This window comes from Mesorhizobium sp. WSM4844 (assembly GCF_055811775.1).
Window position 1 is genome coordinate 43,043 of record NZ_JBVVQB010000022.1, and the last position, 12,120, is coordinate 55,162.

A 12,120-nucleotide genomic window follows, 5' to 3' on the forward strand; every position below is an offset into this window, starting at 1 on the left:
AATTCGTCACCCGGAGTTCATCACGTAGAGAGCGCGTGAACGTTCAAGATGCTTGATCATCGCCTTCTCGGCGCCGTCCGCGTCCTTCTGCTCGATGCGGCCGATGATCTCTTCGTGCTCGGTCAGCGTAAAATTTTCCTTGCCGGTCCAGATCAGCATCTCGGTGTGATATTCCTTCAGCCAGCCAAGCATCGCTTCGCTGACCGCGACGTAGATCGGGTTGCCGGATATCGCCGCGATCTGGGTATGAAACTTCATATCGGCAGATATGAAGGCTTCGGAATCGCCGCGAAAGCTCCGCTGTTCGGCAACGGTTGCCCGCAACCGCTGAGCGTCCTCGGCGGTGGCCTTTTCGGCGGCTTCCCTGACCATGCCGCGCTCGAAGAAGATGCGGGCGCTCTTGAGGTGCTCGAGCGTGTCCTTCGACGACGACAGAATGATCTTGGCGGCGCCGTCGACCTGCTTGATGATCGACTTGGCGGTCAGCTGAAGCACCTTCGCCCGCTCGCCATGCGAGATCGCGACAAGGCCCATATTGCTCAACGCCTGCATCGCCTCGCGGATCGCCGGCCTGCCGACCGCGAAGCGCTCCATCAGCTCGCGCTCCGACGGCATGTCGTCGCCCGGCTGCAATTCGCCGCTGGTGATCAAGCGCTTCAGTCGCAAAAACACTTCGTCGGAAAGTTTGCGCCGGACGATCGGCTCCGAACGGTTCATCGTCGCGAATCACTCCCTTGACCGGTTCTGTTTAGCATCGTCATCACGAATCTCGGAATGCTCGGCCGAGCAGGATATCGCTTGCAATACTTATGTACTCATTATACCAGATTCCGAGGATCAGGGAACTTTTTTCGGACTATGATCACCCTCACCTATCGCATCGAAACCCCAGGCAGCATCGAGGCGCTGGCGGCCAAGATCGCCAGCGACCAGTCGACCGGAACCTTCGTTGCGCTGGCCGGCGAGACCGAGGAGCTCAAGGCCCGGGTGGCGGCGCGCGTACTGGCGATACGGCCTCTTCCGGACGCCGAACGCCCGTCCCTTCCGGAAGCCGGCGTCGGGCCCTTCAAGCGCGCGGATGTCGACATCGCATTTCCGTTTGATGCCATCGGCACCGATCTTTCGGCATTGATGACCATCGCCATCGGTGGCGCCTTCTCGATCAAGGACCTGTACGGCATTCGCGTCGTCGATATGAAGCTGCCGGAGGAATACCGGGGCGCGCACCCGGGTCCGCAATTCGGTGTCGCCGGCAGCCGCCGGCTGACCGGCGTCAGGGATCGCCCGATCATCGGAACGATCGTCAAGCCGGCGCTTGGGCTGCGCCCGCACGAGACGGCCGAAATGGTCGGTGAGCTGATCGACGCCGGCGTCGATTTCATCAAGGACGACGAGAAGCTGATGAGCCCGGCCTATTCGCCGCTGTCGGAACGGGTGAAGGCGATCATGCCGCTTGTCCTCGACCATGAGCAGAAGACCGGCAGAAAGGTGATGTATGCCTTTGGCATCTCGCACGCCGACCCGGACGAGATGATGCGCAACCATGATCTGGTGGCCAAGGCCGGCGGCAATTGCGCCGTGGTCAACATCAATTCCGTCGGCTTCGGCGGCATGGCTTACCTGAGAAAGCGCTCCAGCCTGGTGCTCCATGCCCACCGCAACGGCTGGGATATCCTCACCCGCCACCCCGGTCTGGGCATGGACTTCAAGGTCTGGCAGCAGTTCTGGCGGCTGCTCGGCGTCGACCAGTTCCAGATCAACGGCATCGCCTCGAAATACTGGGAGCCGGACTGGTCCTTCATCAGTTCCTTCGAGGCGGTGACCACGCCGATCTTTTCGCCGGAGGATTGCGCGCTGCCGGTCGCCGGCTCCGGCCAATGGGGTGGACAAGCCCCCGAAACCTACCGGCGAACCGGCCGAACAGTCGATCTTCTCTATCTCTGCGGCGGCGGCATCGTCAGCCATCCTGACGGACCGGGCGCCGGCGTACGCGCCGTGCAGCAAGCCTGGCAGGCGGCCGTCGATGGCATACCGTTGGCGGACTTCGCCCTGAGCCACCCGGAACTGGCGCGGTCGATCGAGAAATTCGGCGACGGCAAAGCGGCCTGACGCCATGCAAAGCCTGCTTCTGAGCTATTATGGCGATGATCTCACCGGCTCGACCGACGTCATGGAGGCGCTCGAGCTCGGCGGCGTGCCGACCGTGCTGTTCATGCGTCAGCCGGACGAGGCCATGCTTTCGCAGTTCGGGCATTGCCGTGCCATCGGCCTGGCCGGCACCAGCCGAAGCGAGACGCCGCAGTGGATGGACATGCACCTCAACCGCGCCTTCGCCTGGCTGAAGACCCTGAACGCCGAGATCTGCCACTACAAGGTCTGCTCGACCTTCGATTCCAGCCCGGCGATCGGCAGCATCGGCCGGGCTATCGAGATCGGCCGCTCGGTTTTTAGCCAGGACAGCGTGCCGCTGGTGGTCGGCGCGCCGCAGCTCAAGCGCTACACCGCCTTCGGCCATCTGTTTGCGGCTTACCGCGACAAATATTTCCGTATCGACCGCCACCCGGTGATGAGCCGACACCCGACCACGCCAATGGATGAATCCGACCTGCTGATCCATCTATCGCGCCAGACGGACCTCACCTCGGGGCTGGTCGACTTGGCGACGCTGCAGTCGGCATCGCGCTCGGAAGCGTTCGATCGCTTGCTCGGCGATGGCACCAGCATCGTGCTTTTGGATGTCGCCAGCCTGGAAAGTCAGGCGCTTGCCGGCAAGGAGATATGGCGCGTTCGCCGGCCGGGCGCATTCGTCGTCGGCTCTTCGGGCATCGAATATGCGCTGCTGGCCGAATGGGCCGCCAACCGGACCGTCCGTGCCGAGCCCAGCTTTTCGCCGCCGGGTACGGCCGACCGGATCGCAGTGGTCTCGGGCAGCTGCTCGCCGACGACGGAACGACAGATCCGGTATGCTTTGACGGACGGTTTCGACCGGGTCGAGGTGGACCCTGTCGAACTGGTTTCCGAGGCCTCCAGCGATGCGATTGCGCGCGCGGCAGCAAGCGGGCGTGCCAGCCTCGAAGCCGGTCGCAGCGTCGTCCTCTACACTGCCCTCGGCCCCACAGCCGATCGGGGCGCCGAGATCGATCGGCAGGAAGGCGGCCGCCACAAGCTTGGCCGCGGCCTCGGCGAACTTCTTCGCGAGCTGACGATCGAACAAAAATTGCAGCGCGTGGTCATTGCCGGCGGTGACACGTCGAGCCATGCGCTCGGCCAGATGGGCGTCGATGCGCTGACGGTCAGGATGCCGCTGCCCGCCTCGCCGGGCTCGCCGCTTTGCGTCGCCCACTCGCGCGTCAAGGCGATCGACGGACTGGAGATTGCGCTCAAGGGCGGGCAAGTCGGTACCGATCGCTATTTCTGCGCCATCCGCGATGGGCTTGGCGGGTGACAGCAGGCGCGCTGGATTTGCCTGATCTCACGACTTCTTGAACACGGCGCGGTTACCAACACACGATAGCTGCCCCACATAAGGCGCCGTACGCGCAGCGGCGGGGCGGCGTAAACGCTCAAGCGGGGCTGGATCACGGCTCCGCGAATGAACCAGCGGGATGCCGCGATGTCATTCAGACCATTGCTTGGTGACGGACGGGTTCGGAGCCAGGAGGAGAAGTCGGAGCCCCTGCAAACCGCGTCATGGGCCAGCTCTTCGATCGTTTTCGACAACCGGCGGTGGGCGTGCCGCGAGGCGGAACTGCGCTGGACAGCCCCTCATCATCTGATCGTGCTGACCGAAGAAGGCGGAACTTCCCATACATCTATCCGGCACGAGGCAAAATCGCTGTACGACGGAATGGACCGTCCCGGAGCCCTCACCTTCGTCCCCGCAGGCGCGGAGCGGCACGGCTTCTATCGCGATGTAGACCTCTCCTACTCAGCCCTGTGGATCGATCCCGATATCAGGCTTCCTGGCTGCGAACGCCTGAGAGAGTTGCCGATCCTGGTGAACAGGAAAGACGTGGTGATCGCCACGCTGCTGAGTTCGCTTCGCGACGAGATGGCACTCGGCCACCAGCCGGACACTGCCTATATCGAGCATCTGGTCGCCCTGGTCAGCCTCCGCGTGGCCGCCCTGAACCGGGAGCAACACCCGTCGGTGCGCCACGGCTGTCTCAGCCGTCGCGCGCTTGGTCGAGTTCGGGGTTACATCGATGCCCATATGAATGCAGACATTTCGCTATGCGAGTTGGCAGCCGTCGCTGATATGGCCGTCGACAGTTTTGCGCGCCGATTCAAGGCGACGACCGGGCTTGCACCCTATGCCTATGTGATCGAGGAACGCGTCCGGCGAGCCGAGATACTGCTGCGCGAAACGGGCTTGTCGATCGGCAGCATTGCCTTTCGGCTCGGCTTTTCAAGCCAGAGCCACTTCACCACGACATTCCGGCGTCTCAGGGGCATGACGCCTCGGGCCTATCGGGTGAATTCTTCTCCGGAATCCTGATATTTCCGCCGGTTTCTTGAAAGAAAGCCACCGCGCGCCTCCCCACCTCCAAGGTCGATGAGTGACAGAACTGCGACTGGGAGATCATGTATGGCCAGAACAGACACAAGGAGCGGGCCGACTCGCCGAGCGGTGCTGGAGGGCGGGGTGGCGACCGGCGTGCTCCTGGCTACCGGTATACCGGTATACGCGGAGCCGGCCGGCGCCGTTTCGGCGGCCGCATCGCCGACGCCGGCGCCGACGATGCCGATATCCCTGCGGATCAACGCGAAGGATTTTGCCGTCGAGCTCGACCCGCGGACGACGCTGCTCGACGCGCTGCGCAATCATCTCGGCCTCACCGGCTCGAAGAAAGGCTGCGACCACGGCCAGTGCGGCGCATGCACGGTGCTGGTCGATGGGCGCCGGATCAATTCCTGCCTGACGCTTGCGGCAATGCATGAAGGCGACGAGATCACCACGGTCGAGGGTCTTGCCGAGGGCGACCGGCTGCATCCGGTGCAGGCCGCCTTCGTTGCCCGCGACGGCTTCCAGTGCGGCTACTGCACGCCGGGCCAGATCTGCTCGGCGGTCGGTATGCTAGGCGAGGCCAGGGCCGGCTGGCCGAGCCATGCGAGCGCCGACGTGGCTGCGGCATCGGTCGCTCTCACCGATGCCGAGATCCGCGAGCGGATGAGCGGCAACATCTGCCGTTGTGCCGCTTATCCGAACATTGTCGCTGCAATCCGCGACGCGGCAGAGGGGGCGTGAGCAATGCAGTCCTTCACTTATGAACGTGCGGCAAGTGCCGAGCAGGCAGCCGCCGCGGTCGCGGCGCGGCCGGGCGCCAAGTTCATCAGCGGTGGCACCAATCTGCTCGACCTGATGAAGCTCGAGATCGAGCGCCCTGCGCATCTCGTCGACATCAGCCGGCTGCCGCTCGATCGGATCGAGGAGACGGCGGCAGGCGGGCTTCGGGTCGGCGCCCAGGTCCGCAACAGCGATCTTGCCGCCGATCCGCGGGTGAGATCGCGCTATCCGATGCTCACGCAAGCGCTGCTGGCGGGAGCGTCCGGCCAGATACGCAACAAGGCCTCGACCAGCGGCAATCTCCTGCAGCGCACGCGCTGCCCCTATTTCTACGACCGCAACATGCCTTGCAACAAGCGCGAGCAAGGTTCGGGCTGCGCGGCGCTGCAGGGTTTCAATCGCATGCACGCCGTGCTCGGCGCCAGCCAGGCCTGCATCGCGGTCCATCCCTCCGACATGGCGGTCGCCATGGCCGGGCTCGACGCCAGGATCGAGACCATATCGCCCGGCGGCGGGACCCGCACGATGCCGATTGGCGATCTCCATCGATTGCCGAAGGCGACGCCGCATGTGGAAACCATACTCGACCACGGCGAGATGATCGCCGCCGTCACCCTGCCGCCGCCACCGCCCGGCCGGCAGGTTTACCGCAAGGTGCGCGACCGTGCCTCCTACGCCTTCGCGCTGGTATCGGTGGCGGCAGTCGTCGAGAAAAGCGGCGATCGTATCCAAAGCGCTCGGATCGCCATGGGCGGCGTGGCAGCGAAGCCCTGGCGCGCGACGGAGGCGGAGCACATGCTCGCAGGAGCGGCGGCGTCCGCCGGCGCCTTTACCGACGCGGCCGAAGCCGCGCTCGCCGGAGCCGTCGGATATGGCGGCAATGATTTCAAGATCCCGCTGGCGAAACGGACGATGCGGCACACGCTCGCTGCTGCCGCCGAGAGTGCGTGAGGTGACATGATGACAGAGACGAAGATCTCGAACCGGTCTCGCGAAACACGCAGCGGCGTCATCGGGCGTCCATTCGATCGCATCGATGGTCCGCTCAAGGTGAGAGGCGATGCCACCTACGCCTACGAGAATACGCTGGAGGGTACAGCCTTTGGCTATATTCTCGGGGCTGCCGTCGCCAAGGGGCGCATTGCCGAGATCGACACGGCCGAAGCCGAACGGGCGCCGGCAGTGCTGCTCGTCATGACGCACCGGAATGCGCCGGCCCAGCCGGATTTCGGCCCGGCGGTCACGCCGACGGTGCCGGAGGTCTTCACCCGCGCCCGGCCCGCGCTCAACAGCGAGTGGGTGCGCTATTACGACGAGCCCGTCGCGCTGGTCGTTGCGGAGACGTTCGAGGCGGCACGCGCTGCTGCCGGCCTCATCAAAGTGCGCTACGACGAGGAGCCGGGCCTCTACGATCTGCCGGGACATGTGGCCGACGCCTACGCACCAAAGCGGACCAATGCCGGCTTCGAGACCGACAGCGTCATCGGCGACTTCGAGAGCGCCTTTGCCGCGGCTCCGGTCAAGCTCGATGCCACTTACCGGACGCCCTTCGAACATCACAATCCGATGGAGCCCCATGCGACGCTCGCCGCCTGGTCAGGCAACGAGCTGACGATCCATACATCGGCGCAGACCCTGGCGAATTTCCGGGCGGGGGTCGCCAGCACGCTTCGCATCCCACCCGAGCGTGTGCGCATCATCAGCCCGTTCATCGGCGGCGGCTTCGGCTCCAAGCTGATTGCCCATGCCGATACGATCCTGGCCGCGCTTGCTGCAAAGGTCCTGCAGCGTCCCGTCAAGATCGCGCTGACGCGACAACAGATGTTCGCCAATGCCGGTCATCGCGCAGAGATGATCCAACAGGTACGTCTCAGCACGGGCCCCGACGGGCGGCTCACAGGGATCGCGCACGACGTCTGGTCGGCAACGTCCAGCTTCGAGGAGTACTGCGAGCAAACGGCAGTTTTTGCCCGCTCGCTCTATGCGGCGCCGAACCGTGTCACCCGCCATCGCCTGGTCCCGCTGGATATCAACCGCGGCGAATGGATGCGCTCGCCCGGCGAAGCCCCCGGCATGCTGGCCTTCGAATGCGCCATGGATGAACTCGCCGAGCGGCTCGGACTGGACCCAATCGAACTCAGGATCCGCAATGAACCGGCCCAGGATCCCGAGCGCGGCGTGCCGTTCTCCACCCGCAACCTCGTCGCCTGCATGGAGGAAGGCGCCCGCCGTTTCGGTTGGCAGCGAAGAAACCCGACGCCGGGCCGCGCCCGAGAGGGCCGCAAGCTCATCGGCTACGGCATGGCGGCGGCGATCCGTCCGAACTACATCGGCGCGGCGACGGCGCGGGTTGCGATCGACCGCGACGGTCGGGTGACGGCGCGGCTCGACATGACCGATATCGGGACCGGCACCTATACGATCCTGACCCAGATCGCCGCGGACAGCCTCGGCGTGCCGATCTCGTCCGTCAAAGTGGAGCTTGGCGACAGCCGCTTCCCGCGTACCGCCGGCTCCGGCGGGTCCTGGGGCGCGGCAAGTGCAGGGTCGGCGCTGCACAACGCCTGCGACGCCCTTAGGGAACGGATATTGCAGGCGGCGCGGTCGAGCGAAGCCTCGCCGTTGCGCGGCGCTGGCGCCACCGAAGCGAGCTTTGCCGACGGCGAGGTCAGGCTCGGCCAGCGTTCGGCAAGCCTGGCCGACGTCGTCCGGCGGATCGCTCCCGACGGGTTCGAGGCCGAGGGTTCCGTAGCCGCCGGCGCAGCCACCCCGTCATACAAGGCTTACTCGCAGCATTCCTATGGCGCGCATTTCGCCGAGGTCGCTGTCGATTGCGATACCGGTGAGATCCGCATGCGCCGGATGCTGGCGGTGATGGGCGCTGGCCGTATCCTCAACCCCAAGACCGCGCGCTCGCAAATCATCGGCGGCATGACCTGGGGAATCGGTGCGGCGCTGATGGAGCAGACGGTGCTCGACCGGCGCTACGGCCACTTCGTCAATCACGATCTTGCCGAGTATCACGTCCCGATCAACGGCGACGTCCCGGAGATGGAGGTCGTCTTCCTCGAGGAACATGACGACAAGGCCAATCCATTCGGCGCGAAGGGGATCGGCGAACTCGGCGTCTGCGGTGCGGGGGCAGCTGTTGCCAACGCCATCTACAACGCGACCGGCGTGCGGGTGCGTGACTTTCCCATCACCCTGGACAAGCTGCTGCCTGCCTTGCCGGTGATCGCCATTTGACGCGGCAAGTCTTGTTCGGGCATTTCAAGCTCAAGGACAAAGCGGCTGCCAATCCCTGCGTGCAGGTACTGGCCGCGCCGGAACATATTGCCGCGTGAAATCTCCCTCCCCGGGTGGAAATTCCGGTAACACGCTGTACTATCTGCGAAATTACCGAAATCGGGAGGCTGCCGGTGCAGACCAAGAAGATCATCAACGACGGCAACCGCACTGTCGACGAGATGCTGGAAGGCATTCTGGCCGCGCATCCCCGCCATCTCAAAAGCATGAAGGGCAGCCCACGCTCGATCATCGCTCGCGATGGACCTCGCCAGGGCAAGGTCGGCCTCGTCATCGGCGGCGGCTCCGGCCACGAGCCGACCTTCCTCGGTTTCGTCGGCAAGGGGCTGGCCGACGCGGCGGCGATCGGCAATGTCTTTGCCTCGCCGCCGCCGGACCCGATCCTTGAATGCGCCAAGGCGGCCAGCGGCGGCGCCGGCGTGCTGTTCATGTATGGCAACTATGCCGGCGACGTGATGAACTTCGACATGGCCGCAGAGATGGCGGCGATGGATGACATCGAAGTGCGCACCGTGCTGACCACCGACGACGTGGCATCGGCGCCGCGCGACCAGAGGCAAAAGCGCCGTGGTGTCGCCGGCAATTTCTTCATCTTCAAGGCCGCTGGTGCCGCCTGCGAGCGGATGCTGTCATTCGACGAATGCGAGCGTATCGCCAGGAAGGCCAATGATCACACCTTCACCATGGGCGTGGCGCTGTCGCCCTGTTCGCTGCCGCAGACCCGCCGGCCGAATTTCGAGATCGGACCGGATGAGATGGAGATCGGCATGGGCATCCATGGCGAGCCGGGCATCGCCCGCGGAAAATTGAAAACCGCCGACGAGATCACCGACGAGATGCTGGACAAGATCGTCGACGAGATGGCGCCGGCACGCGGCGACAAGGTCGCCGTGCTCATCAATTCGCTCGGCTCGACGCCGCTGATGGAGCTCTACATCATGAACCGGCGCGTCAAGCAGCGGCTCGATGACATCGGCGTGTCAGTTCACGCGACCTGGGTCGGCAATTATTGCACCTCGCTCGAAATGGCCGGCGCCTCGGTGACGCTGATGCATCTCGACGCCGAATTGCAGACGATGCTCGACCATCCTTGCGACTGCGCCATGTTCCGCGCCGGCTGAAAGGGTGCATCCATGACATCCATCGATGCAGCCGATCTGAAAAGAATGTTCGATGCGATCGCGATGGCGATCGAAGCCGACAAGGACAGGCTCTGTCAGCTCGACGGGGTCATCGGCGACGCCGATCATGGCATCGCCATGGCGCTCGGCTTTGGGGCGGTGCGCGATGCGCTGGCGTCGCTGGAGCTCACGGCAACCGAGCCGACTGTTCTCCTCAACACTGCGGCGAAGTCGTTCCTCAACGCCGTCGGCGCCTCGTCGGGCCCGCTCTACGCGACGGCCTTCATGCGTGGCGCGGCTGCCGTCAAGGGCAAGGCGACCTTGGCGGGCGCCGATGTCGTCGCCCTGTTCCAGGCGATGGCGCAAGGCATCCAGGATCGCGGCAAGGCGGAGATCGGCGAGAAGACGATGGTCGACGCCTGGCTGCCGGCGGCGCAAGCCGCGGCCGCTGCCCATGCCGCCGGCAAGACCCTGTCCGAAAGCCTGGCAGCCGCCCTCGAAGCAGCCGAACGGGGCGCCGAGGCGACCAAGGACATGATCGCCGCGAAGGGCCGCTCGTCGCGGCTCGGCGAGCGGTCGCTCGGACACATCGATCCCGGTGCGGCGTCGGCGGTCACCGTTATCGGCGCGATGCGAAAAAGCCTGGCTTAAGCGCATCGCATCGATGCGACGCGCTTAAGCTCCTGTTTTATACATGTCGTTATCCCAAAACCGCTGCGCACCCTCGGTTCACGCCCGAGGGCATGCTTTTGGGCGACATGCATTAGCCCAGCTTCGCCGCGTCGAGCCTGTCGATCGCCTGGACATTGCCGGCCGATGGCCCGTTTTCGTCGAACTCCGATGCGAGCCAGGCATCGACGATCGACTTGGCCAGTTCCGGGCCGATGACGCGGGCGCCCATGGTGATGATCTGGGCATTGTTGGATTTCGCCGCGCGCTCCGCCGAATAGGTGTCATGGGTGAGTGCGGCGCGAATGCCGGGTACCTTGTTGGCCGAGATGGAAACGCCGATGCCGGTGCCGCAAAACAAGATGCCGCGATCGTTTTCGCCGTCGAGGATGGTCTGGGCGAGCCTCTGCGACAGGTCGGCATAGTAGCCGGCCTGGCTGACGTCGCTGACGGAGAGGCCGGGCTTGGTGGCAAGGTGAGCGGCAATGACGTCGAGCAGCGGCTTGCCGGCGCTGTCGGCCCCAATGGCTATTTTCATTTTTTCTGTCCTTTCCTGTTCGATTGCTCTGGAGCCTGTTCCATCCCGATGGCATCGGGATGGGGCTCTAACTTTTGTTGGGCATGATCTTTTCCGAAAACCGGATTCCACTTTTCGGGATCATGCTATCTCTTGTTTGAGCATGATCTTTTCCGAAAAACCGGATTCCACTTTTCGGGATCATGCTATCTTTTGTTTGAGCATGATCTTTTCCGAAAACCGGATTCCACTTTTCGGGATCATGCTCTAGATCGCCGCCGAGGCGCGTTCGAGGATGTCGATATAGCCTTCCGCCTGCCAGGCGGAGCGGCCGATGAACAGCCCGTCGACATGAGGCTGGCCGATCAGCTCGGCGGCATTTTGCGGATTGACGCTGCCGCCATAAAGCACCGGCGGCATGGCCGGCAGAAGATCGCCGGCGATCTTCTTGATCAGCGCCTGCTGCCTGTCGGCGTAGTCGGCACTTGCCGGAATGCCCTTGTCGCCGATCGCCCAGACCGGTTCGTAAGCAAACAGGATCGTCGCCGCCTTGGCCCGGCCCTCGAGGTATTGCAGCGCGCCGTGCACCTGCAAGGCCAGCACCGCATCGGCCTGGCCGCTGTTGCGTTGCGCCAATGTCTCGCCGACGCAAATGAGCGGCACCAACCCGTGCTTCACCGCCGCTGCGGTCTTGAGACCAACCGTATTGTCGGTCTCGCCGAAATGCTCGCGCCGTTCGCTATGGCCGAGCTCGACGAGATCGAGCCCGCAGTCCGTCAGCATCACCGGCGAGATCTCACCGGTCCAGGCGCCGGCGTCGGCCCAGTGCATGTTCTGGGCACCGACCTTGATCCGCGTCGATGCCAGCGCTTTCTTGACCTCGCGGACCGCCGTGAAGGGCGGGATGACGAAGGGCTGGATACGGTCGTCGAAACCGGGGACGAACCCCGCCAGCGCCCTGGCAAAGTCAGTCGCTTCTGCAAGCGTCTTGTTCATTTTCCAGCTTGTGCCGACCCAGTAAGCCACGCGTCCTCCTTCTAGAGCCTGTTCCATCCCGCGAGGCGGGATGGGGCTCCATCTTCTTCTTTGACCATGATCTTTTCCGAAAACCGGTTCCCACTTTTCGGGATCGTGGTTCTATCTTCTTCTTTGACCATGATCTTTTCCGAAAACCGGTTCCCACTTTTCGGGATCATGGTTCTATCTTCTCCTTTGACCAT

The 12,120-nt window shown here is 64.2% G+C and carries 12 protein-coding genes; 8 read left to right on the plus strand and 4 right to left on the minus strand.

The genetic code is table 11. The features are described from left to right. Positions 1–6 precede the first annotated feature (6 nt). Positions 7–717, minus strand: a complete 711-nt coding sequence (locus AC0L2A_RS18595; protein ID WP_287172310.1) for a transcriptional regulator NanR — start codon at positions 715–717, stop codon at positions 7–9. 141 nt (positions 718–858) lie between these two features. Between AC0L2A_RS18595 and oiaX the strand changes: the two genes are divergently transcribed. The 8 genes from oiaX (at position 859) to dhaL (ending at position 10,365) form a co-directional block, all read left to right on the plus strand. Beyond that, a complete protein-coding gene (gene oiaX / locus AC0L2A_RS18600) occupies positions 859–2,109 on the plus strand; it encodes a 3-oxo-isoapionate-4-phosphate decarboxylase OiaX (RefSeq protein WP_473609998.1) in 1,251 nt (416 codons plus the stop codon). A gap of 4 nt (positions 2,110–2,113) precedes the next feature. After that, positions 2,114–3,445, plus strand: a complete 1,332-nt coding sequence (locus AC0L2A_RS18605; RefSeq protein WP_473609999.1) for a four-carbon acid sugar kinase family protein — start codon at positions 2,114–2,116, stop codon at positions 3,443–3,445. 168 nt (positions 3,446–3,613) lie between these two features. Then, entirely contained in the window at positions 3,614–4,498 is an 885-nt protein-coding gene (locus AC0L2A_RS18610; RefSeq protein WP_473610000.1) for a helix-turn-helix domain-containing protein, read from the plus strand. Between the two features lie 90 nt (positions 4,499–4,588). After that, positions 4,589–5,248 carry a 2Fe-2S iron-sulfur cluster-binding protein gene (locus AC0L2A_RS18615; protein ID WP_473610002.1) on the plus strand — a complete coding sequence of 220 codons (660 nt, stop codon included), beginning with the start codon at positions 4,589–4,591 and terminating at the stop codon, positions 5,246–5,248. Between the two features lie 3 nt (positions 5,249–5,251). Then, positions 5,252–6,238, plus strand: a complete 987-nt coding sequence (locus AC0L2A_RS18620; protein ID WP_473610003.1) for an FAD binding domain-containing protein — start codon at positions 5,252–5,254, stop codon at positions 6,236–6,238. A gap of 9 nt (positions 6,239–6,247) precedes the next feature. Beyond that, a complete protein-coding gene (locus tag AC0L2A_RS18625) occupies positions 6,248–8,533 on the plus strand; it encodes a xanthine dehydrogenase family protein molybdopterin-binding subunit (protein WP_473610004.1) in 2,286 nt (761 codons plus the stop codon). Between the two features lie 173 nt (positions 8,534–8,706). Beyond that, positions 8,707–9,714 (plus strand): dihydroxyacetone kinase subunit DhaK, encoded by a 1,008-nt coding sequence (locus tag AC0L2A_RS18630; RefSeq protein ID WP_473610006.1) that lies wholly within the window; start codon positions 8,707–8,709, stop codon positions 9,712–9,714. A 12-nt stretch (positions 9,715–9,726) separates the two neighbouring features. Further along, complete coding sequence (dhaL, locus tag AC0L2A_RS18635) at positions 9,727–10,365, plus strand: dihydroxyacetone kinase subunit DhaL (protein ID WP_473610007.1); 639 nt, start codon at positions 9,727–9,729, stop codon at positions 10,363–10,365. Positions 10,366–10,477: 112 nt separating this feature from the next. Here the strand turns inward: dhaL and derI are convergent, their stop codons facing one another. The 3 genes from derI to AC0L2A_RS18650 form a co-directional block, all read right to left on the minus strand. Further along, positions 10,478–10,921: a D-erythrulose-4-phosphate isomerase gene (gene derI / locus AC0L2A_RS18640; RefSeq protein ID WP_473610008.1), complete on the minus strand. Its 444-nt coding sequence runs from the start codon at positions 10,919–10,921 to the stop codon at positions 10,478–10,480. 246 nt (positions 10,922–11,167) lie between these two features. Next, positions 11,168–11,953, minus strand: coding sequence for a triose-phosphate isomerase (locus AC0L2A_RS18645; RefSeq protein ID WP_473610010.1), 786 nt, complete (start codon positions 11,951–11,953; stop codon positions 11,168–11,170). Next, positions 11,938–12,120, minus strand: a complete 183-nt coding sequence (locus AC0L2A_RS18650; protein WP_473610011.1) for a hypothetical protein — start codon at positions 12,118–12,120, stop codon at positions 11,938–11,940. The genes AC0L2A_RS18645 and AC0L2A_RS18650 overlap by 16 nt, the downstream gene beginning before the upstream one ends.